The 20,722-nt window shown below is 63.5% G+C and carries 18 protein-coding genes, 1 other RNA gene and 1 pseudogene; 12 read left to right on the top strand and 8 right to left on the bottom strand.

Going from position 1 to position 20,722, the window contains the following annotated elements; genetic code table 11:
• Positions 1 to 12 precede the first annotated feature (12 nt).
• Positions 13 to 930, bottom strand: coding sequence for a DMT family transporter (locus ACVILI_RS23775; protein ID WP_038647754.1), 918 nt, complete (start codon positions 928 to 930; stop codon positions 13 to 15).
• Positions 931 to 1,144: 214 nt separating this feature from the next.
• Here ACVILI_RS23775 and ACVILI_RS23770 point away from each other — a divergent pair, with 214 nt between their 5' ends.
• The gene (locus ACVILI_RS23770) at positions 1,145 to 2,365 is read left to right on the top strand and encodes an alanine racemase (protein WP_019859118.1); all 1,221 of its coding nucleotides are present in this window, start codon (positions 1,145 to 1,147) and stop codon (positions 2,363 to 2,365) included.
• An 88-nt stretch (positions 2,366 to 2,453) separates the two neighbouring features.
• Here ACVILI_RS23770 and ACVILI_RS23765 read toward each other — a convergent pair whose 3' ends face one another.
• On the bottom strand, positions 2,454 to 3,185 hold the full coding sequence (locus ACVILI_RS23765; RefSeq protein WP_457102630.1) for an SDR family oxidoreductase: 732 nt from the start codon (positions 3,183 to 3,185) through the stop codon (positions 2,454 to 2,456).
• Positions 3,186 to 3,315: 130 nt separating this feature from the next.
• Here ACVILI_RS23765 and ACVILI_RS23760 point away from each other — a divergent pair, with 130 nt between their 5' ends.
• Complete coding sequence (locus tag ACVILI_RS23760) at positions 3,316 to 4,224, top strand: LysR family transcriptional regulator (RefSeq protein WP_038652939.1); 909 nt, start codon at positions 3,316 to 3,318, stop codon at positions 4,222 to 4,224.
• 51 nt (positions 4,225 to 4,275) lie between these two features.
• Here the strand turns inward: ACVILI_RS23760 and ACVILI_RS23755 are convergent, their stop codons facing one another.
• Together ACVILI_RS23755 and ACVILI_RS23750 are read right to left on the bottom strand one after the other, a co-directional pair.
• Complete coding sequence (locus ACVILI_RS23755) at positions 4,276 to 5,454, bottom strand: lytic murein transglycosylase (RefSeq protein WP_019859115.1); 1,179 nt, start codon at positions 5,452 to 5,454, stop codon at positions 4,276 to 4,278.
• Between the two features lie 120 nt (positions 5,455 to 5,574).
• Positions 5,575 to 6,375, bottom strand: coding sequence for a glycoside hydrolase family 25 protein (locus ACVILI_RS23750; protein WP_027047027.1), 801 nt, complete (start codon positions 6,373 to 6,375; stop codon positions 5,575 to 5,577).
• Between the two features lie 289 nt (positions 6,376 to 6,664).
• Here ACVILI_RS23750 and ACVILI_RS23745 point away from each other — a divergent pair.
• Positions 6,665 to 8,045, top strand: a pseudogene (locus ACVILI_RS23745) (serine hydrolase domain-containing protein).
• Here ACVILI_RS23745 and ACVILI_RS23740 read toward each other — a convergent pair.
• Genes ACVILI_RS23740 through ACVILI_RS23730 form a run of 3 tightly spaced genes read right to left on the bottom strand, consistent with a single transcriptional unit; the run spans position 8,046 to position 13,689 of the window.
• The gene (locus tag ACVILI_RS23740) at positions 8,046 to 8,729 is read right to left on the bottom strand and encodes a class I SAM-dependent methyltransferase (protein WP_038647748.1); all 684 of its coding nucleotides are present in this window, start codon (positions 8,727 to 8,729) and stop codon (positions 8,046 to 8,048) included.
• Positions 8,726 to 10,024, bottom strand: a complete 1,299-nt coding sequence (locus ACVILI_RS23735) for a DUF3419 family protein (RefSeq protein ID WP_038647746.1) — start codon at positions 10,022 to 10,024, stop codon at positions 8,726 to 8,728. The genes ACVILI_RS23740 and ACVILI_RS23735 overlap by 4 nt, the downstream gene beginning before the upstream one ends.
• A gap of 32 nt (positions 10,025 to 10,056) precedes the next feature.
• Positions 10,057 to 13,689: a hydantoinase B/oxoprolinase family protein gene (locus tag ACVILI_RS23730; protein WP_038647744.1), complete on the bottom strand. Its 3,633-nt coding sequence runs from the start codon at positions 13,687 to 13,689 to the stop codon at positions 10,057 to 10,059.
• Between the two features lie 181 nt (positions 13,690 to 13,870).
• Between ACVILI_RS23730 and ACVILI_RS23725 the strand changes: the two genes are divergently transcribed.
• The 7 genes from ACVILI_RS23725 to ACVILI_RS23695 all read left to right on the top strand — a co-directional run bounded on the left by ACVILI_RS23725 (position 13,871) and on the right by ACVILI_RS23695 (position 17,719).
• The gene (locus ACVILI_RS23725; protein WP_019859105.1) at positions 13,871 to 14,083 is read left to right on the top strand and encodes a hypothetical protein; all 213 of its coding nucleotides are present in this window, start codon (positions 13,871 to 13,873) and stop codon (positions 14,081 to 14,083) included.
• A 164-nt stretch (positions 14,084 to 14,247) separates the two neighbouring features.
• On the top strand, positions 14,248 to 14,967 hold the full coding sequence (locus ACVILI_RS23720; RefSeq protein ID WP_027047025.1) for a J domain-containing protein: 720 nt from the start codon (positions 14,248 to 14,250) through the stop codon (positions 14,965 to 14,967).
• Entirely contained in the window at positions 14,964 to 15,719 is a 756-nt protein-coding gene (locus ACVILI_RS23715; protein WP_038647743.1) for a peptidoglycan recognition protein family protein, read from the top strand. Before ACVILI_RS23720 ends, ACVILI_RS23715 begins: the two co-directional genes overlap by 4 nt.
• A gap of 211 nt (positions 15,720 to 15,930) precedes the next feature.
• A complete protein-coding gene (locus tag ACVILI_RS23710; protein WP_027047024.1) occupies positions 15,931 to 16,635 on the top strand; it encodes a lytic transglycosylase domain-containing protein in 705 nt (234 codons plus the stop codon).
• Between the two features lie 77 nt (positions 16,636 to 16,712).
• An RNA gene (rnpB, locus tag ACVILI_RS23705) (RNase P RNA component class A) lies at positions 16,713 to 17,113 on the top strand.
• Between the two features lie 166 nt (positions 17,114 to 17,279).
• Positions 17,280 to 17,555 (top strand): type II toxin-antitoxin system ParD family antitoxin, encoded by a 276-nt coding sequence (locus tag ACVILI_RS23700; RefSeq protein WP_038647741.1) that lies wholly within the window; start codon positions 17,280 to 17,282, stop codon positions 17,553 to 17,555.
• Entirely contained in the window at positions 17,552 to 17,719 is a 168-nt protein-coding gene (locus tag ACVILI_RS23695; RefSeq protein ID WP_240564740.1) for a hypothetical protein, read from the top strand. The genes ACVILI_RS23700 and ACVILI_RS23695 overlap by 4 nt, the downstream gene beginning before the upstream one ends.
• Positions 17,720 to 17,727: 8 nt before the next feature.
• On the opposite strand, the gene ACVILI_RS23690 is transcribed toward ACVILI_RS23695, so the two are convergent.
• Complete coding sequence (locus tag ACVILI_RS23690) at positions 17,728 to 18,843, bottom strand: cystathionine gamma-lyase (RefSeq protein WP_038647739.1); 1,116 nt, start codon at positions 18,841 to 18,843, stop codon at positions 17,728 to 17,730.
• Between the two features lie 407 nt (positions 18,844 to 19,250).
• On the opposite strand from ACVILI_RS23690, the gene mraZ reads away from it, so the two are divergent.
• Both mraZ and rsmH read left to right on the top strand, forming a co-directional pair.
• Entirely contained in the window at positions 19,251 to 19,709 is a 459-nt protein-coding gene (mraZ, locus tag ACVILI_RS23685; protein WP_038647737.1) for a division/cell wall cluster transcriptional repressor MraZ, read from the top strand.
• Positions 19,706 to 20,722, top strand: coding sequence for a 16S rRNA (cytosine(1402)-N(4))-methyltransferase RsmH (gene rsmH / locus ACVILI_RS23680; RefSeq protein ID WP_038647735.1), 1,017 nt, complete (start codon positions 19,706 to 19,708; stop codon positions 20,720 to 20,722). Before mraZ ends, rsmH begins: the two co-directional genes overlap by 4 nt.

Raw genomic sequence — 20,722 nt, 5'->3', positions numbered from 1 at the left:
CGATTTTCGCGCCTAACGCCTTCCAAGGACACGTCCGTCGATTGTGAGAAGACCGAGGCCGATCAGCACCACGCCGCCGGTCTCGAACAGTTCCAGCCGCTCGCCCAGGAAAAGGAAACCGAGCAGCATGGCGCTGGCCGGCACGATCAACGTGACCAGCGAGGCGTTGGTGGCGCCGGCCGAGGCGACGAGGTTGAAATAGAGGACGTAGGCGAAGGCGGTGGACAACAGCGCCAGTGCCAGCACCGCCGCCCAGACTGGCGGCGAGGCCGAGAACAGGCCGGCCGGGCCGTGCGCCAGCAGCACGACCGGTATCATGATGATGGTCGAGGCGGTCAACTGCCCGGTGGCGATGACCGGCGAGGGCACGTCCTTGAAGCGGCGGGCGACCATCAGCGCGACGCCATAGGACAAAGACGCGCCGATCAGCGCTAATTTGGCCCATACCGGGCCGCCAAGCCCGGCAAGCACGCCGGGACCGATCATGACAGCGGTGCCGGCGACGCCGAGCCCGATGCCGGCGAGCTTGTTCCAGGAGAGCTTCTCGTCCGATGTCAGCGCGTTGGCAAGGATCAGCGTCCAGAACGGCGTCGTCGCGTTGAGCACCGAGGCGACGCCAGCGCCAAGCTCGGTCTGGCCGGCGAAGATCAGCGAGAAGGGGACGACATTGTTGGTGAAGGCCAGCAGGAAGAACAGGCCGGCATGCGGAAAGGCAAGGCGGAAGGACGGGCCGCGCAGGCCGAGATAGATCTGCAGCGCGATTGCCGCGATGGCGACGCGAAACAGCACCAGCACCAGAGGGTGAAGCTCCGCCACCGCGATGCGGGCGAAGAAGAACGAACCGCCCCAGATGGCGCCAAGCAGCAGCAACTGCCCCCAGTCGGTAAGCGTCATCGGTCCGCGCGACGCTGATGTAGCGGCAATTGCCATGTGGATCGTCCTCCCCCCGACATGCCGGCTCGAATGTCAGCCGGCCAGACACGGGCATATCGGGTCTGGCGACAAGCGCCACCCGAAACCTGGTCGATGGCAAGCGATGTCGCCGAAGATTAGCGCTGCGGCGTCAGGTGCACGAGACACAGAATTGTTTTCATTGGCCGCTAGCTTGGATTAATTGTGCGCAGCCGAGATCGAGGATTCGTCAATGCAGCGATTCGAGAATGCCCGCGAGGCGGCACTGGCGCTTCGTCCTGACGATCCGGTCTATTGCTTCCGCCCGCAGGTGCTGAAGGCCGATGCCAGGCAATTCATGGGCATGTTCCCCGGCAAGACCGCCTATGCGGTCAAGACCAATGGCGAGCAGATCGTGCTGAAGACCTTGGTCGAGGCCGGCGTCAACGCCTTCGACGTCGCTTCGCCCGGCGAATTCGCTGCCGTGCGCGCCGTCTCTGCCGATGCCGAGATGCTCTACATGCACCCGGTCAAGGCGCAGTCGGACATCAAGCTGGCGCTGGAGAAATACGGCATCCGCGTCATTTCGCTCGACCATGAGGACGAGATCACCAAGCTGACGCGGGTGGTGCGGGCGCTCGACATCGACCCCGGCTCGATCAGCGTATTCGTGCGCATCCAGACGAAAGGGTCGGCGGCCTACGAACTGTCGAAGAAATTCGGGGCCGGGCCGGCCTATGCGGTAGAACTCGCCGAGCGGCTGAACCGCACGGGCTACAAGGTCGGCCTGTGTTTCCATGTCGGCAGCCAGATCGAGGATCCCGACACCTATGAGCGGGCGCTGGCTTCGGCCGACTGGGTGCGCAACCGGTTGACCTTCGACATCGCCGGCCTCGATGTCGGCGGCGGCTTTCCGGCCGAATACGGCCATGATCCCAACCGCAAGCAGATCGAGATGCCGTCGCTCGGCCAGATCATGTCGCGGCTCTCCGGCGACTTGAAGGAATATCAGTTCGACCAGATCCCGCTGGTGGCCGAGCCGGGCAGGGTGATCGTGGCGCGTTGCCTGTCGCTGATCGTGCGCGTGCTGTTGCGCAAGGGCAAGCGGCTCTACATCAATGACGGCATCTGGGCGTCGCTATCGGATTCATGGACCGGCAAGATCACGCTGCCGGCGCGCTTCATTCCTGATCCGGCGATCAGGACCCGCAATGGCGCTGAAAAGAACATCGTGCCGTTCAAGGTCTGCGGCGCGACCTGCGATTCCGTCGACATCCTGTCCAGGCCTTTCTGGCTGCCGGAAACCGTCGACACCGGCGACTGGATCGAAATCGGCCATATAGGCGCCTATTCGCTGTCGCTACGCACACGCTTCAACGGGTTCTATCCCGATACGTTCGTCGAGGTGACGACGCCGTTCGACGAAGGCGATGCGCCGCAAGGCTTTGCGAGTTTGGAGACGATGGCAGACTAGGGAGTAGGGATCGTTTGTTATACTGGCGCTTTCAATGTCACCTTTGGTATTTGCCTACTGCCTACTGCCTACTGCCTAATTCCTATCCCTACGCCACTCCACCGCCGGCCTGGATGTTCTCGCCGGTCAGCCAGCGGGCCTCGTCGCTGGCCAGGAAGACCGCGATATCGGCAACGTCGCGCGGCGCGCCTATCCTGCCGAAGGGCGACATGCCGGCAGCCACGGCGCGATCGCGCTCTGGAAGCAGGTCCGTGTCGGTGAAGCCCGGCGACAGCGCATTCACCGTGATGCCGCGCGATCCGAGTTCTCGGGAGAGCACGCGGACGAACTGTTCGACGGCGCCCTTGCTGCCGAGGTAGAGCGCCGTCTGCGTGAAGAACATCTTCGTGCCGCCGGTGGAGACAGCGATGATCCGGCCGCCGTCGCGCACCCGGCGCGCTGCTTCCTGCAGCGTGAAGAAGGTGCCCTTGGCATTGGTGCCGAAGACCTGGCCGAAATCGGCTTCGGTTGCCTCGGTCAGCGGTTTGATGACGGCGACGCCGACATTGGCGAAGACGATGTCGATTGCGCCCAGCTTACTCTCGGTCTCGTCAAACAGGCGGCGGACATCGGAAACGCTTGATATGTCGGCTTGGATGGCGAGCGCCTTTCCTCCCTTGCTGGCGATGCCGGCGACGACCTCGTCGGCGGCTTTCTGGTTGCCGACATAGTTGATGACGACGGCAGCGCCCTGGGTCGCGAGTCCTTCGGCGATGGCCCGGCCGATGCCGCGCGAACTGCCGCTGACGATTGCGGTTTTGCCGTGCAGAGACTGGGACATGATCAATTTCCTTCAACCATTCTGGCCCGCGGCTTTACCTGCGATGTGGCCGATGGCTGAGAAATAGCGGCATGCAATTGATAAGATAATGACTTATTATCTGATTGGCTTGTTAATCCATGGATACACAGTGCGCGGATCCGAATTCACTGAGCTCAAGGCATTTTCCGCCATCGTCGAAGAGGGCAGTTTCGTCCGTGCCGCCGCAAGGCTGCGTGTGTCGCCGCCGGCGCTCAGCCAGTCGATCCGGCAGTTGGAGACGCGCATCGGCGTCAGGCTCCTCAATCGCACGACGCGCAGTGTTTCCGCGACCGCGGCAGGCGACGCGCTTTTTTCGCGCCTTGCCGTCGCTTTTGGCGAACTGGAAAGCGCCATTGCCGATGTTCATGCAGCGCGCGATCGGCCGGCGGGTTCGCTACGCATCAATGTGCCGCGTGTCGCCGCCGTGCGGTTCATCGCGCCGATCCTCGGGGACTTTCAGCGCGCCTATCCCGATATCGCGCTGACCGTCATCGTCGACGACACGCTGGCCGACATTGTCGAAGGCCGGTTCGATGCAGGAATCCGGCTCGGCGAGCGGCTGCAGAAGGACATGGTGGCGGTGAAACTGAGCGAGGATTTGCAGATGGCCGCGGTGGCCGCTCCCGCCTATCTCGAGAACCGGGCCATACCGCGTCATCCGCAGGAACTGCACCAGCACCAATGCATCAAATTCGAGCGGCCGGGCGGCGGCAACTTCTACCGATGGGAGTTCGCGCGTGGCAAACGGGCCCTCGAAATCGCCATCGAAGGCAGCCTGACCGTCAACGATACCGAGCTGATGCTCAATGCCGTGCTGGATGGGGTGGGCATTGCCTACATGTTCGAATACCAGGTCCGGCCCTGGATCGAGCAAGGCAGGCTCGTCCGTTTTCTGGAAGCTTGGTCGCCGAGTTTTCCCGGCTTCTACCTATACCACCCAAGTTCACGGCACGTGCCGCCAGCCTTGCGGGCGTTCATCGATTTCGTGCGGGCGAGGAGAGGAGTGAGTAGTGAGTAGTGAGTAGTGAAAAATTCCCTACTGAATATTCCCTACTGACTACTCACTCCGTCACAGCTTCGCCAAAAGCTCCGGTGTCGGCCAGCCGTCCACCGGCAGGCCAAGCCGCATCTGCTCCTTGCGGATCGCTTCGCGGGTGTTGGTGCCCAGAATGCCGTCGACCGTGCCGACGTCGTATCCCCGGGCCTCGAGCTTTGTCTGCAGCGCCTTCATCTGCTCGTTGTTGAGGCCTTGGTCCGGGGTGCGCGGATCAAGCGGCGGCGCGCCTGCGAGCCGCGCGGCCAGATTGGCCGCGGTCAGCGCATAGGTGAACGACTGGTTCCATTCGAGATAGACATCGAAATTGTCATAGGTGAGGAAGGCCGGGCCCTTGCGGCCCATGGGCAGCGCCAGGCCGGCCTTCAGCCCCTTGTCGACGAGCGGCGAGCCGTCGGGATTGGTGACGCCCCACTGCGCCCACTGCGTCAGCGGCAACTTGTTGGTGCGCCCGGTCTGATCCCAGGGCATGTCGTCGGGCACCCGCACTTCCTGAATCCAGGGTTCGTCGCGCTTCCAGCCGCGCGACAGCACCTTGTTGGCCGTGGTCATGATCACGTCGGGCACGCTGTTGCGCAGGTCGATCTTGCCATCGCCGTCGCCGTCGACGCCCCGGGCCAGATAGTCCGAAGGCAGGATCTGCGTCTGGCCGATCTCGCCGGCCCAGGCGCCCTTGACGTCGGCCGGCAGCACGCCGCGATCGATCAGCTCCAGAAGCGGCACAAGCTGCTGGCGGAACAGTTGCGGGCGGCGGCAATCATGCGAAAGCGTCACCAGCGCGCTCAGCGTGTGGAAATCGCCCTGCACGGCGCCGAAATCGGTTTCCAGCGCCCAGAAGGCGGTGATGACCGGCGCCTGCACGCCGAACTGCTGATCGGCGCGGGCGAAGACATCGGCGTATTTCTTCATGTTCGCCGCACCTTGCTTCAGCCGATAGGCCGAAATCATGCGGTTGGAGAACTCGATGAAGGTCTGGGTGAAGACGCCCTGCGCGCGGTCGCGCGCCAGCGCCCGCTCGTCAAAGGTGGCATCTTCCAGCGCATCGAGACCCACGGCGCCGACACCGGCCGCCTTGGCTTCCGCCGCCACGCCCTGTTTCCAGGTTTCGAAGTCGCCGCCGCATTCCTGCGCCATCGCCGGCAAGGCCGTGGCGCACAGGAATAGCGCCGCGAGGGCTTGGGAACGCAGTCGCATCAGCTTCCTTTCGAAACGAAGAGGGCATTGTCGTGCTTGGCTGGAAACCCAATGCCCGGATTACCGGCGGTTGCACTCTTTACCGCTGGCTGTGTCGAAAAGCAGGCGGCAGGCCCGGTGTCAACGGGTGTTCTGCCGCAACCACTTGTTCCATGCGGCTTCCGAGCCGTTGAAGACGTTGATGTCTGATTTGCCGGTCATGCCGGGAACGATGCCGGTTCCGGTGTATTGCCAGAAGGTGAAGGGGTGGCTGCCGTATTTTTCGCGAGGGTGGCCGGCGACCGAGCGCAGCCAGTAGGGGTAGCCGCGGAAGCTCGACAGCTCGTTGTCGTCGAAGAAGTCGACAGAGGTGTAGATGATCGGTTTCTTACCGTAATGGCGCTCGACGATCTGGAGGAAGGTGGTCATCTCCGCGCGCACCGTGGCGGCGTCGGGACGCAGTCGGCAGGTCGGCGATTTCGGGTTCCATTCCATGTCGAGAACCGGCGGCATGGCGGAGCGGTCGACGGGAACGTTCTGGATGAACCAGCGCGCCTGCTGGGCAGCCGGAGTGCAGAAATAGAAGAAATGATAGGCCGCGCGCGGAACGCCGGCGGCTTTCGTGCGCGCCCAGTGCTCGTTGAAATACTCGTCGAAGCGGTCGCCGCCTTCGGTGGCCTTGATGAAGGCGAAGGAAATGCCGCTCGCCTTGGCGGTCGGCCAGTCAACCGAGGTCTGGTATTTGGAGACATCGGTGCCGTGAACGGCATAGTTCCACGGCGCGCCGCTGTCCCATTCATGCGGCTTGGAATCCTCGAAGCGCGGCGCGCGTACGGCGACCGTCGGGCTGCTGGACCCGGACGGCGACAGCGGCGACAGATCGTCCACGGTCGAGCAGGCGCCAAGCAGCGTCAGCATGAAAAGGGCCGCAAGACGGCGCATCACAACTTCCAAGCCGGAAACAGCCGGTCGCTGATGGGTCTGTGAACCGATGGCCGACGATTGGTCGAGCCTCCTCCAGGCGATCGCCCCACAGCATCGCCCAGTCTATCCCTTTTCGTGCATGTCGTGGTCCCAAAACGGCTCAGCACTTTTGGGCGACATGCCTCCTGTGATCGCCGATCATGGTTGAGAATCCGTTGACGGCGCTCGACAAGTGCCCTGATTTTGCGGAAGCAATGGCGGCAATTCGATGACATAAGGGGCCGGCGAAAGTCCGGGAGGAAGCGGAATGCGGTTCGTCGTCAAGATCGTCAGATGGCTGCTTGGCCTGATCGTTATGGCGGTCGCCGGGCTGTTTGCCTGGCTCTACATCGCGCCGCCAGAACTGATCCGCGTCGGTTCCGGCTATTCGGCCAAGATCGTCTGCTCCAACGTCTTTATTGCCGGGCGCGATGCCAACGAAGTGCTTGCCGTCGACGTGCAGGCGCCCGGCCACCCGCTGCTGCGGCTGATGCGGGTCTCGGTCGACAAGAACCGGGGCACCGTTTCGGCGGGCCTGCTGGGCTTCCTCGGCAAGAGCGAGGCGGTGTCCCGCGATGGGCTGGGCTGCGCCTCGATCCCCGACGGCGATGTCGGCAAGGCGCGGCGCACGACGGTCCATGTCGAGCCTTCGCCAACCAGCCGGGATACGCTGTGGCCCGAAGGCGAGCGGGTCGAGGCATCGCAGGATCCGGTGATTGCCAAGCTGCTCGACGATGCGGCGCTGACCGGTTCGGGCATGCGCGCGGTGGTCGTGGTCAAGAACGGCCGCGTCGTCGCCGAGCGCTATGGCGACGGCTTTTCGGCCAAGACACCGCTGCTCGGCTGGTCGATGACCAAGACGGTGAATGCCGCCATCGTCGGCACGCTGGTCAAGGACGGCAAGATGGCCGTCGACAACAAGGGCCTGTTCGCGCCGTGGAAGGCGGACGGCCGCGCGGCGATCAGCCTTGCCGACATGATGGCGATGTCGAGCGGTCTGGAGTTCAACGAGGACTATGGCGACGTCGCCGACGTAACACGCATGCTCTATCTCGACGCCCGACATGGCGGGCTTTGCCGAATCAAAACCGCTGGCGGGCGAGGTCGGCAAAGTATTTTCCTATTCGAGCGGCACGGCGGTGATGCTGTCGCGGCTCTGGCAGGACGCGATCGGCGACAAGGCGAAGGCGCTGACATGGCCGCGCACGGCGCTGTTCGGGCCGCTCGGCATGCACAGCGCCGTGCTTGAAACCGACGAGCAGGGCACCTTCGTCGGTTCGTCCTATCTCTACGCCACGGCGCATGACTGGGCGCGCTTCGGCCAGTTCCTGCTGCAGGGCGGCGTGTGGAACGGCAACCAGGTCCTGCCGACGGGCTTCGTCGACTGGATGCGCGAGCCGGCGCCTGCCTCGAAAGTCTACGGCAAGGGCCAGTTGTGGATCGAAGCGCCGGGCGATGAGGAAAATCCCGGGGCCGGCGTCGCGGCAGGCCTGCCCAAGGACACCTATTGGATGGAGGGGCATGACGGCCAGACCGTAGCGATCATTCCGTCGGAGCATCTGGTGATCGTGCGGCTGGGGCTGACACCGGCCAAGGTCGGTTATCGCCCACAGACGATGGTGGGGGCGCTGGTGAAAGCGCTGCACTAGCTAGTTGCGCGGTCCAATCACGCCAAACCAGGCATAACCGCGATAAAGCGTGCAAAAACGGAAGGTTGCGCCGGTTCGCCGAGATTCCGATTCCAGAACTTCGCGCAGCGATTCACGCGGCGTGACGTGGAATTTACTGAGCCAACCGCGCAGCAAGGTCCGGAACCAGCCCGGCAGGCCTTCCTGCTGGCCGAAATCGACGATGTGCAGCGAGCCGTCGGGGGATAGCGCGGCGAGTGCCGCCGACACCGTCTTTTCCCAGCCTGGGATCATCGACAGCGAATAGGAGACGAAGACCCGGTCGAAGCGCTCGATGCCGTAAAGGGAGCCCGCATCGAAATCGGTGGCGTCGCCTCTTGCCAGCGTGACGCGGCCGGACAGGCCTTCGCGGTCGATCGCCTTGCCGGCCGTCTCCAGCATCTCGGCCGAGATATCGAGGCCGAAGAAGCGGGCATCAGGATAGCGACGGGCGGCCAGGATGATGTTGCGACCGGTGCCGCAGCCGAGTTCCAGCACGGTGCCGCCTTGTGACACCTCAAGCCCATCGATCAGCCGGTCGCGGCCGAGCAGATAGTATTTGCGGGTCAGGTCGTAGATGTGGCGCTGCCAGTGGTAGACGCCGTCCATCAGCTCGGCATGATTGGCCTTGAATGCGGGGCTGGGCGGCAGCTCGGTCGTGCTCATGCGGCGCGCTTCACGTAGAGGTGGAAGCCGCCATAAATGGCGGAGCGGTCGCGGGTCGAGAATTCGCGTGAGGCCTCGTCCTGATAATCCCACTGGTCGAGCAGCGAGGTCGAGACGCGGCCCGGCAGCAGGCTGGGTTCGGCGGCGGTGCGGAAAATGACGCGGGCGCCTGCGGAGGCGGTGCGGCTGATTTCCGACCACAGGGCGTTGAGCTGGTCGTCGGTCATCCAGTCCTGCGCATCGAGCAGGATGAAGCGGTCGACGGTGCCCGCATCCTTGCCGGCGAGGAACTCGATCAGATTGGCATGGTGGATGGCGACGCGGTCGACATTGCCGCGAATGGCGTCGTAGTTCTGCTTTTCCAGGTAGGCGGGTAGCGCGGCCTCGCCGGGATTTGGATAGCGGCGGGCAAAGGCCTGCCAGGCGAAATAATTGTTTTCCAGGGGAAAATCGCAGGCGAGCTTTTCCAACCGGGCCTTCAGAACGCTGGCCATCGTGCCGTCGCCCGACGTGATCAGCGAATCATACTGCGCCGGCGGAATGCCGAGGCCGAACAGCGAAGCCTTGCGCGAGGTCGCCCATTTCAAGAGCTTCTTGTCGAAGACCGGGGCCAGTTCCTCGTTGAAGAAGCGGCGCTGCTCGGCGATATTCCCAGCTTCCATCATGCGGGCCGGATTGACGCCGAAGAACTTCGCCGCGCGGTGGCCCATGGCGATGAACAGGCCGAGCAGGCCGGTCTGGTAGAAATTGCGGTCGAAAACACCGATGCGGCGGCGACCACGCCAGTTGCGGCGTTCCCAATAGTGGCGGCTGACCGGATCGAGATGCGGCGCGACGAAACGGTCATAGGCTTGCGAATTGTGGCTGGTGTCGGCGGCGCCGAAGAAGCGGAACAGGTCGCCCTGCGAGGGGAGGCGGCGCACCGCCTCCAGCTTCATGCGGTTCAGCGCGATATGGGCGGCGTTGAGGTCGACGGCGTCGATCCGTGCCGGCGATCGGGTGAGGTAGGCCAGGATGTTGCAGCCACCGGAAGCGATCGTGACGATGCGATGGCCCTCACCAAGCTGCATGGCCTCCATGTCGACATCGGGGTCTTCCCAGATCTGCGGATAGACGAGGCCGGAAAACAGGAAGGCGAACAGCCGCTCGGAGATGCCGGCTTTGGAAAGCGCGCGGTTCTGGTAGACGGCCTTTCCAACTTCCTTGCCGCGGCGAAAAACCAGATCCGAGGAGACGTCCGTCATGGCAAAATGATTCCCCATTTGCTTTGCCGCAAGCGGGTAGCGCAGCGTCATGACAGGCCGGTGACAGCCTGTTGACGTGTTCTTTACAGCTTGCCAAAGCCCCCCGGCGTCGGCGTCGTCAGGATCACTGCATCGCCGGCCTCGAGCACGGTCTGATCGCAGGCCTTCAGCATGTCGATCGCCCCGTCCTTGCGGCGGATTTTGGTCGAGCCGACCTCGCCGTCGCCGCCGCCGTCCAGCCCCTGCGGTGGGCGGTTGCGGTGCGAGGACAGGATCGCGCATTCCATCTTCTCGAGAAAGCGGATGCTGCGTTTGGTGCCGTCGCCGGCGCTCCATTTACCCTTGCCGCCGGATCCCTTACGGATGTGGAAATCCTCCAGCACCACGGGAAAGCGCAGTTCCAGCACTTCGGGATCGGTGAGGCGAGAATTGGTCATGTGGGTGTGCACGCCGGAGGTGCCGGCAAAGCCGCGGCCGGAGTTCATATGGCCGGCCGGTGAGCCGGAGCAGATCGTCTCGTAATACTGGTACTTCTTGTTGCCGAAGGTCAGGTTGTTCATCGTCCCCTGCGCATTGGCCATCGCGCCCATGGCGCCGAACAGCGCGTTGGTGACGTGCTGCGAGGTCTCGACATTGCCGGCAACGACGGCGGCAGGGTAGGCGGGCTTCAGCATACAGCCGTCGGGAATGACGATGTTGATGGGCCGCAGGCACCCGGCATTCATCGGGATCATGTCCTCGACCATGACACGGAAGGCATAGAGGACCGCGGCGCGGGCCACCGGCTCCGGCGCGTTGAAATTGTTCTTCATGACAGGCGATGTGCCGGTGAAGTCGACGGTTGCCTCGCGCTTTTGCCGATCGACCGATATCTTCACCTTGATCACCTGGCCGGTGTCCGTTGGATATTCATAGGCCGATGTATCGGGCAGCCGCTCGATCACCCGCCGCACGCTCTCGGCCGCATTGTCCTGGACGTGGCTCATATAGGCCTCGACGACATCGAGGCCGAAATGCGCGACCATCTTGCGCAGTTCGGCGACGCCTTTCTCATTGGCGGCGATCTGCGCCTTGAGGTCGGCAATGTTCTGGTGCGGGTTGCGGGCCGGGTAACGATGGTCGGTGAGCAGCGCATGCAGCTCTTTTTCGCGGAATTTGCCGCGGTCGACGATGCGGAAATTGTCGAACAGCACGCCTTCCTCGTCGACCGTGGTGGCGAGCGGCGTCATCGAGCCGGGGGCGGTGCCGCCTATATCGGCGTGGTGGCCGCGCGAGGCCGCCCAGAACAGGATCTCTTTCTGGGCGTCGTCGAACACCGGCGTCACCACGGTAATGTCGGGCAGATGCGTGCCGCCATTGTACGGTGCGTTCAAGGCAAAGACGTCGCCCGGGTGGATGTCGCCGGAGTTCAGCCGGATGATTGTTTCGACGGAGCGGTCCATCGAGCCCAGATGCACCGGCATGTGCGGCGCGTTGGCGACCAGCGCCCCGGTGTGGTCGAAGACGGCGCAGGAAAAATCCAGTCTTTCCTTGATGTTGACGGAATAGGCGGTGTTCTGCAGCGTGACACCCATCTGCTCGGCGATCGACATGAACAGGTTGTTGAAGACTTCGAGCATGACCGGATCGGCTGATGTGCCGAGGGCGGCGGCGCGCGCCTTCTTTTCCGTGCGGCGGATCACGACATGGTTGAGGTTGGTGATTTCGGCCTGCCAGCCCGGTTCGACGACAATGGTCTGGTTCGGTTCGATGATAAGGGCGGGGCCGGCCACCAGATTCGATGGGCGCAGGTTCTCGCGACGATGGATGCCGGCTTCATGCCACCGGCCCTCGGTGTAGATGCGCCGCGTTCCGGAAGCGCCGGCTTCAATCCGTGCGGGTCCGGCGGGCGCATAGGCCTCGGCGCTGCTGTCGCCGATTTCGCTGCCTTCGACGCCAACCGTCTCGACGATCATCGGCTTGTCGTCATAGACGAAGCCGAATTGCGCCTTGTGGGCGATTTCGAAGTCGCGCTTTGCCTGGAAAATCGAGTCGCTTTCGAAATTCACCGGCAGTGTCGTGTCGGTGCCGTCATAGCGGATGTGCAGGACGGGCTTGGCGGCAACCGTGTCCTCGGCGATGCCTTGCGCGGCCAATTCGGCGATCACGGCCTTTTTCAAGGTGGCGATGAGGCCGGCGATCTCTGTTCGGGACTCCTCGGCAAGCGGTTTGAGCAATGCCTGCTGGCGCGAGGCAAAGACCGATGCCAGGCCGATGCCATAGGCCGAAAGCAGGCCGGACAAGGTGTGGATCAGCACCGCTTCCATGCCGAGCGCATCGGCGACCAGGCATGCGTGCTGGCCGCCGGCCCCGCCGAAGCAGTTGAGCAGATATTCGGTGACGTCGTAGCCGCGCTGCACGGAAATCTTCTTGATGGCGTTGGCCATGTTCTCGACGGCGATGGTAACGAAGCCTTCGGCAACCGCTTCCGGCGAGCGGCCGTCACCGATCTGGTCGGCCAGGGCCGCGAATCTTGAGCGCACGGTTTCGACATCGAGCGGCTGGTCCTGGCCGCGGCCGAAGATCGCCGGAAAGAAATCGGGCTGCAATTTGCCGAGCATCACATTGGCGTCGGTGACGGCGAGCGGGCCGCCGCGCCGGTAGGCGGCGGGGCCGGGATTGGCGCCCGCTGAATCCGGCCCGGCGCGAAAACGGCCAGCCTCATAATGCAGGACCGAGCCGCCGCCGGCGGCGACGGTATGGATGCGCATCATCGGCGCGCGGACGCGCACGCCGGCGACTTCGGTATCGAAAGCGCGCTCGTATTCGCCATGGTAATGGGCAACGTCGGTGGAGGTGCCGCCCATGTCGAAGCCGATGACTTTTTCGAAGCCCGCGAGCTTTGCCGTCTCGACCATACCGACGACGCCGCCGGCCGGACCCGACAATAGCGCGTCCTTGCCCTGGAACATGTCGGCGGCGGTGAGGCCGCCCGACGACATCATGAACATCAGGCGAGGGGACTGGTCGCCGTCTCTCGCGGCGCCCAGTTCTCCCGCCACCCTTTGCACATAGCGTGACAGGATGGGCGAGAGATAGGCGTCGACCACGGTGGTGTCGCCGCGGCCGACGAGCTTGATCAGCGGCGAGACCTCATGGCTGACCGAGACTTGGGCGAAGCCGATCTTGCGGCAGACCTTTGCCACCGCCTTCTCGTGATCGGGGTATTTCCAGGCATGCATGAAGACGATGGCGACGGCATCGATGCCGTCGGCCTTCGCCTGCTCGATCGCCGGCCGGCAAGCGGCGATGTCGAGCAGTTGTTCGACGCAGCCGTCGGCGAGCACGCGCTCGTCGATCTCGATGACGCGCTCATAGAGCTGCTCGGGAAGGATGATCTCCTTGGCAAAGATGTCGGGCCGCGCCTGGTAGGCGATCCTCAGCGCGTCGCGAAACCCCTTGGTGATGAGCAGGAGCACGCGGTCGCCCTTGCGCTCCAGGAGCGCGTTGGTGGCGACCGTGGTGCCCATCTTGATGTCGCCGATCAGCCCGGACGGGATCGCGGCGCCAGGATCAACGCCGAGCAGGTCGCGGATGCCGTGGATGGCCGCATCGGCATAGGCTTCGGGATTCTCCGACAGAAGCTTGCGCGGATGCAGCCCCCCTTGCGGATCACGGCCGATGACATCCGTGAAGGTGCCGCCCCTGTCGATCCAGAAATCCCATTTCGCGGCCATGGCGGCTGTCTCCGGCAATTTTCGTTTTCAGCTTTCGTTGTTAATGCGCCAATGCGCCGGCAGCAACGCATCCCGTTGATGTTACACGCGGAAACGCAACGTTACGAAACTCATGGCCGTGTCGCGCATTTCCTCTTCGACCGTTCACCGCAACGTGAGCGTGTGTTGAAGGAGAGATATTATGAAAAAGCTCATTCTGGCTTCCGTGTCCGCCCTTGCCCTGCTGGGCGTCGCGGCTTGCAGCGACAGCGGCAAGGGCACTGACACCACCACAACGCAGAGCACCAATCCGCCGGCTGCTGAGCAGCCGATGAAGCCTGCGGCTCCGGCCGACAACTCGACCAAGCCTGCCGAGCCGGCTCCGGCAACGCCTGCTCCTGCGCCCGCGCAGTAGTTTGTAAAGCAGTAAGAGTGTCTTGGGAGGAAGGGCCGGCGTCTCGCCGGCCTTTTCTTGCAAAGGCAGCCACCTGGACCGACCAAGGTGCCTCTGGTTCACGGACCCGGCAGCGGCCGTTATTGGCTTGATAGCGGGGACCGGTTGGTTCTATGAAGCGGGCCATGTCGATTTGGGACCGCCTCGGCGAGTTTATCACACGGGTATCGTCTTCAGCCTCGTCGGGCGTTGCCGATGTCGTGGAGGCCGTGCGCACGGTTTTTTCCGGCGATGCGGACCTGCGCCGCCGCGTCGCCTTTTCCGTGGCGATGATCGCGCTCTCGGCCAAGATGGCCAAGGCAGACGGCATCGTCACCCAGGATGAGGTGCGCGCCTTCCAGGAAATATTCGAAGTGCCGCCGAAGGAGACGCGCAACGTTGCGCGGCTGTTCGATCTCGCCCAGCGGGACGTGGCTGGTTTCGAAACCTATGCCGAGCGCATGGCGCAGTTGTGCGGTTCCGGGCATTCCAATTGCGTGATGCTGGAAGACATACTCGACGGCCTGTTCCACATCGCCAAGGCCGATGGGCTGGTGCATGAACGCGAAGGCATCTTCCTGCACCGTATCGCCGAGATCTTCCGCATCGACGAGGCCCATTACGAGTCGATCCTGGCCCGGCACGTCAATCTTGGCGCCGGCGACCCCTATGTCGTGCTCGGCATCGAGCGCGGCAAGCCGTTCGAGGAGGTCAGGAAGCGTTACCGCAAGCTGGTCTCCGACAACCATCCCGACCGGCTGATCGCGCGTGGCCTGCCGCAGGAATTCATCAAGATCGCCACGACCAGGGTCGCGGCGATCAACGCCGCCTATGAGATGATCGAGCGGGGCCTGCGGCACGTATGAGCGGCTTCCTGCCCGACGAGCCGAGCGCCGAGGTCAGGGTGTCGCCGAATTTCGGGCCACGGCGCGATACGCTGAAACCCGACATGATCGTGCTGCACTATACTGGCATGCCCACGGGGGCCGGAGCGGAAGCCTGGCTGTGCGATCCGGCGAGCGAGGTTTCATCGCACTATCTCGTCCACGAGAGTGGCCACATCGTGCAGATGGTGCGGGAAAGCGACCGCGCCTGGCACGCCGGCAAGAGTTCCTGGTTCGGACGCACCGACATCAATTCCTGCTCGGTGGGCATCGAGATCGTCAATCCTGGCCATTCGCTGGGCTATCCCGGGTTCCCTCGGCGCCAGATCGAGGCGGTGATCGGCCTGTGCAATGGAATTACCGCGCGGCATGCGATCCCCGCCATGCGGGTGCTGGCGCATTCCGACGTGGCACCCGGCCGCAAGATCGATCCGGGCGAGAAGTTCCCTTGGGCCGCCCTGTTTGCGGCCGGTGTCGGCCATCTTGTGCCTGCTGCACCCATCAGGCGCGGGACCGCGCTGAAGCCCGGCGACAGCGGTGCCGATGTCGAGGGGTTGCAGTCTATGCTGACGCTCTATGGCTATGGTGTCGAGATATCGGGTGTTTTCGACCATCAGACGCGGATTGTCGTCGAGGCCTTCCAACGGCATTTCCGGCCCCGTCTGGTCGACGGGCTGGCCGATGGCTCGACCATGCGCACGCTGCAGAAGTTGCTTGCCTCGGTGAGCGGCTAACCCAGGGCAGGGCGCCGCCCAAGTAATCTTTTTCCCCTGTCAGGTTACAAACTGTCACTCAAAGTGACTTGCCCCGCCTTCATTGCCGCCAATTCGGGCCTCAAAGGGCAATTCGTACAGTTTGTCGGACCTCTAGCCCCCCGGATGTTCCGCTATTAATCAAGCAGCGCCACGCGAACATCTTCGCGTGGTCCAGACAGAACAGGATCACATGCAGAAATTGACCGTTGTAACGGCAGCTCTTGCTGCCGGCGTAGTGACTTTTGCCTTCAGCGCGGCCGATGCCGCGACATGGAGCCCCCGGGCCGATCAGGGGCTCGTCGCGGTGACCAAGGGCAAGGCCATTTCAGCCAAAAGCAGCAGGAGCCTGAAGGCAACGGCGAAGCACGCTTCCGCCAAGGTGGAAAAAGCCAGCTGGACCAAGGCGAAGAAATCCTCCGCCAAAAGGCAGACGAAGCGTGGCCGCAAGACCGTCGACATGACGACAACGGCATCGATCGGTCTCAGGAATGTCGCTGCGTCGACGGCAGCGGTGGCCAGCAGCGGCCAGTATTCCGCGATCGTTGCCCGCTACGCGGCAAGCTACGGCGTTCCGGTATCGCTGGCCAACGCCGTCATCACGATCGAGAGCAACTATCGGCCGAACATGGTCGGCAGCGCCGGCGAGATCGGCCTGATGCAGATCAAGCCGGCGACGGCGCGGATGATGGGCTACAACGGTTCGGCCAAGGGCCTGTTCGATCCCGACACCAACATCAAATACGGCATGAAGTATCTCGCTTTGGCGCAGAACCTTGGCGGTGGCACGACTTGTGGCACGATCCTGAAATACAATGCCGGCCATGCCGCGACGCGGATGAACCCAGTTTCGGCCGCCTATTGCAGCAAGGTCAAGGTTCAGATGGCCGCGCTTTGATAGCAAGTTGCGAGAGCCGGCGGACAAGCCGGCTTTTTCATTTGCGTTTTCCCGGCTGAACCCCTTTATACGCCTTGCCAGCTGGCTGGGCGGCCGCACTCGCAAACGCCGAAAGGCCGCGAGTGAGGAAAGTCCGGGCTCCATGGAGACACGGTGCCGGTTAATGACCGGCGGGGGCGACCCCAGGGAAAGTGCCACAGAAAGCAAACCGCCACGACTTTGTCGGGGTAAGGGTGAAAGGGTGGGGTAAGAGCCCACCGCGCGACTGGCAACAGGAGCGGCACGGTAAACCCCACCGGGAGCAAAACCGAATAGGGGCGGTGCGAGGGGAAACCCTCGAGGGCTGTTTCCGGCTCACCGTCCGGGTAGGTTGCGTGAGGCGTATGGCAACATGCGCCCAAGATGAATGGCCGCCACGTTCCTCGTCCCGCAAGGGGCGAGGGCCATACAGAACCCGGCTTACAGGCCAGCTGGCAGTTTCGTCCTCGAAGAGAAATCCTTTTGAGATCAGCAGGTTGCGCCCTCGGGCGCGCCTGTCGATTCAAGTCTTTTCAGCTATTTGCAAGCAAGTCGGCAATCGGCCAACGCTTGAACCTGGTGCGATTAAATCGTACCATCTGCAGGATGGCATCAGGAGCCTGTCCATGGGGCAAGTCGACAAACGCAGCATCACGCTGTCGCCGGAACTGGCGCAAGCGGTGGACGATGTCGTTGCCGCCGGCGAATATGCTTCGGCGAGCGAGGTGATCCGCGAGGCGCTGCGGCAGTGGAAGGACCGTCGCGATCTCTTCGGCTATACGGTTGAGGAACTGCGCAAGTTGGTGCAGGAAGGGATCGACAGCGGGCCGGGACGATTTGCATCGATGGATGAAATCAAGGCCGAGGCACGGAGACGCTTGCGATCTGACGACGCGGCATGAATTTTCTGCCTATCGTTCGGAACGCACGTGCTGAAGATGATCTGATCGCGATCTGGCTTCATAATGCGCGCGACAACGAGGCCGCAGCCGATCGGCTGCTCGACCGCTTCGAGGCGCGGTGGCACGGCCATCGCAACATCGAGGCCGACGACCTAGGTTCGTGACCAGTCCGTCAGGCGCCGATCCCGTCCAGCGACGTCTCGATGGCCTTCCAGAGCTCTTCCACCGGTTCGCAGCCGACTGACAGGCGTACAAAGCCGGGCGGTACCGCATCGCCTCGCTTCGAGCGTCGTTCGGCCGAAGTGTGGACGCCGCCGAAGGAGGTCGCAGCCTCTATCAACGGGCAATTGTTGATGAAATCCTCGGCTTTGTCCTCCGAGGCGAGTTCGAAGGAGATGAGGAAGCCGAAGCGCTCCATCTGGGCGCGGGCAAGGTTGTGCGACGGGTCGCCGTTCAGGCCGGGAAAACGCAGGCCGCGCACCGCGCGATGTTCCTTCAACCGCTGCGCGATCGTTTCGGCGGACGAGCACATGCGGTCGAAGCGCACCTCCAGTGTTTCGAGGCCGCGATGCACCAGCCAAGCCTCGAACGGCCCGGGAATGCCGCCGGCCATTGCGCGCCAGTCCGTCACCTTGGATATGATGTCGGCGTCGCGGCTGGCGACGTGGCCGAACAGCACATCCGAATGGCCGTTGACCGCCTTGGTGTCGGCGGAGACGACGATATCGGCGCCGAAGTCGAGCGGACGCTGGCCGAATGGCGTCATCGTCGTGTTGTCGACGACAAGGATCCCGCCTTGTTCGTGGACAGCCTTGGCGATCGCCGCGATGTCGCAGATATCCAGCCGCGGATTGGACGGGGTTTCCACGAAGACCAGCGAATAGCCTTTGAAACCGCCGTCAAGGAAGGTCGGCGTCGGCCTGGTATCGCAGGTGATGCCGAGCGGCTTCAGGAAGCGTTCGGCCATCGCGCGCGTCGCGTGATAGCCGTCCGCCGGCAGGAGCACGCGATCGCCCGATTTCACGAGCGCGAAAAACACCGAGGAAATCGCGCCCATTCCAGAGGGAAAACTCACGCATTGCGCGTCTTCCAAATGGCCGAGCACATGTTCCACGGCGCGCCAGGTTGGATTGTCGTAGCGGCCATATTGATCGACCCCGGTCTCTACGCCCGGCGTGTGAAAGATCGAAGCCATGGTCAACGGCAAGGGGATCGGATCGCCACTGGCGAAATTGCGGCTGCGCAAATGAGAAAGTTCGGCGGCGCGTGACTTTGCCGTCTCGGACATGAGCTCGATCCTTGTTTTTTGGGCGGAAGACGTCGCTCGACGCTATGCGCGCGGGTGATCGGCGGCAAGCCGGGTCTTTTGGGCCAGCGGGCTCTAAACGCTTCGTTAGGCTTAATGGATCATAAAGACGAGGCGTGCCGTAACGGCTGCTCGGATTGGTCGCGATGCGCGTGTTTGTGAAGCCTATTCCCGTTGACGCCCATAGTACCCCATGATATCCCATCGAGACATCAAAGCCTTCGTTCCGCGTCAGGGTAAAGCGTGCGCCAGTCGGGCAGCCGCGGCGGCTGCGCGTTTGCCGGTTTTTGGCCGTGCGGGCGAGGCTGATACGGGGCAGGGAACGCGCTGCGGCGGCGCGTACGAGACGATGAAGAGGGGTGCGGCGGCGCAAGCGGCTGTAGGGTTTAATGGACCGGTTTCTGTCGAACACGGTGAGCAGGATCGATGCGAAGGGGCGGGTGTCCGTTCCTGCGCATTTCCGCGCCGTCTTGCAGAAGCGCGGCTATTCGGAACTCTATGCACTGCGCTGCCTGGACCTGCCGGCGATGGATGTCGGCGGGCTGGATCTGCTCGACCGCTACGAGCAGCGCATCGCGCAGGAAGATCCCTTCCTGCAGACGGCGGACGACATGTCGTTCTTCTGCCATGGCGACGGAGCGTTCCTGAAACTCGACCAGGACGGCCGCATCACGATGAGCGATTTCATTCGCGAGCATACCGGCATCTCGGCGGAGGTGGCCTTTGTCGGGCGCGGCAATTTCTTTCAGATCTGGGAGCCGGGCCGGCTTGCGGCCTATGGGGCGCAGGCGCGGGCCAGGCTTTTGCAGCTTCGGCAGGGGACGAAGCCTGGGGAGCGACCGGAATGACGGTGGGCCACGGCGATGACATCCACGCCGTTGGCGGATCGGTCCGCCACATTCCGGTCCTCCTTGGCGAAGTGCTCGAGGCACTGGAGCCGGCGAAGGGCGACATCATCATCGACGGCACGTTCGGCGCCGGCGGCTATACCAAAGCCATTCTGGCGACCGGCGCTTCGGTCGTCGCCATCGACCGCGATCCCGACGCGATCGCTGCCGGGCGCGATCTCGAGGCACAATCGGGCGGCAGGCTGAGACTGGTGCAGGCGCCGTTCTCGACGCTGGACGAACATGTCGAAAGCGCCGACGGCATCGTGCTCGACATTGGTGTGTCCTCCATGCAGCTCGACCAGGCCGAGCGCGGCTTTTCCTTCCGCTCCGACGGGCCGCTCGACATGCGCATGGCGCAAGCGGGCCTGAGTGCGGCCGATGTCGTCAATAGTTTCAAGCCGGGCGACCTTGCCCGCATCTTCGGCTTCCTCGGCGAGGAGCGCCACGCCGGCCGCATCGCCCGCATGATCGAGGCGCGCCGCGAAAAGAAGCCATTCGAGCGCACGCTGGAACTGGCCGACGCCATCGAGACGCATATTGGCCGCGCGCCGAAGGACAAGATTCATCCAGCGACCCGCGTCTTCCAGGCACTGCGCATCTACGTCAATGACGAACTCGGCGAACTGGCCAAGGCGTTGTTCGCGGCCGAACGCGCATTGAAGCCCGGCGGGCGTCTGGTTGTGGTGACGTTCCATTCGCTGGAAGACCGCATCGTCAAGCGCTTCATCGCCGACCGCGCCGACGTCGCCACCGGCTCACGTCATTTGCCCGAGGCGCATGCGCGCACAGCGACCTTTCGCAAGGCCGGCGGTGGCGTGACGGCGGCCGATGCCGAGGTCGCTGCCAATCCGCGCGCCCGCTCGGCCAGGCTGCGCGCGGCGATCCGCACCGAAGCGCCGGCGCGCGCCGGCGATTTTTCCATTTTCGGCCTTCCAAAGCTTCCCGGCATCGATCGGCCGGGGGAGAGGTAA

The organism is Mesorhizobium sp. USDA 4775 (assembly GCF_054062655.1).
The sequence above is the reverse complement of the archived record's forward strand: the minus strand, read 5'-3'. Positions and strand labels throughout refer to the sequence as shown.

What these genes read in the sequence shown, in the direction of transcription:
- ACVILI_RS23750 (WP_027047027.1), bottom strand. Translation starts at nt 6,375, where the DNA reads ATGCGCCGTCTTGCGGCCCTTTTCATGCTGACGCTGCTTGGCGCCTGC.
- ACVILI_RS23710 (WP_027047024.1), top strand. Translation starts at nt 15,931, where the DNA reads ATGCAGAAATTGACCGTTGTAACGGCAGCTCTTGCTGCCGGCGTAGTG.
- ACVILI_RS23740 (WP_038647748.1), bottom strand. Translation starts at nt 8,729, where the DNA reads ATGAGCACGACCGAGCTGCCGCCCAGCCCCGCATTCAAGGCCAATCAT.
- ACVILI_RS23725 (WP_019859105.1), top strand. Translation starts at nt 13,871, where the DNA reads ATGAAAAAGCTCATTCTGGCTTCCGTGTCCGCCCTTGCCCTGCTGGGC.
- ACVILI_RS23690 (WP_038647739.1), bottom strand. Translation starts at nt 18,843, where the DNA reads ATGTCCGAGACGGCAAAGTCACGCGCCGCCGAACTTTCTCATTTGCGC.
- ACVILI_RS23695 (WP_240564740.1), top strand. Translation starts at nt 17,552, where the DNA reads ATGAATTTTCTGCCTATCGTTCGGAACGCACGTGCTGAAGATGATCTG.
- ACVILI_RS23720 (WP_027047025.1), top strand. Translation starts at nt 14,248, where the DNA reads ATGTCGATTTGGGACCGCCTCGGCGAGTTTATCACACGGGTATCGTCT.
- ACVILI_RS23730 (WP_038647744.1), bottom strand. Translation starts at nt 13,689, where the DNA reads ATGGCCGCGAAATGGGATTTCTGGATCGACAGGGGCGGCACCTTCACG.
- ACVILI_RS23755 (WP_019859115.1), bottom strand. Translation starts at nt 5,454, where the DNA reads ATGCGACTGCGTTCCCAAGCCCTCGCGGCGCTATTCCTGTGCGCCACG.
- ACVILI_RS23715 (WP_038647743.1), top strand. Translation starts at nt 14,964, where the DNA reads ATGAGCGGCTTCCTGCCCGACGAGCCGAGCGCCGAGGTCAGGGTGTCG.
- ACVILI_RS23775 (WP_038647754.1), bottom strand. Translation starts at nt 930, where the DNA reads ATGGCAATTGCCGCTACATCAGCGTCGCGCGGACCGATGACGCTTACC.
- rsmH (WP_038647735.1), top strand. Translation starts at nt 19,706, where the DNA reads ATGACGGTGGGCCACGGCGATGACATCCACGCCGTTGGCGGATCGGTC.
- mraZ (WP_038647737.1), top strand. Translation starts at nt 19,251, where the DNA reads ATGGACCGGTTTCTGTCGAACACGGTGAGCAGGATCGATGCGAAGGGG.
- ACVILI_RS23770 (WP_019859118.1), top strand. Translation starts at nt 1,145, where the DNA reads ATGCAGCGATTCGAGAATGCCCGCGAGGCGGCACTGGCGCTTCGTCCT.
- ACVILI_RS23700 (WP_038647741.1), top strand. Translation starts at nt 17,280, where the DNA reads ATGGGGCAAGTCGACAAACGCAGCATCACGCTGTCGCCGGAACTGGCG.
- ACVILI_RS23735 (WP_038647746.1), bottom strand. Translation starts at nt 10,024, where the DNA reads ATGACGCTGCGCTACCCGCTTGCGGCAAAGCAAATGGGGAATCATTTT.
- ACVILI_RS23765 (WP_457102630.1), bottom strand. Translation starts at nt 3,185, where the DNA reads ATGTCCCAGTCTCTGCACGGCAAAACCGCAATCGTCAGCGGCAGTTCG.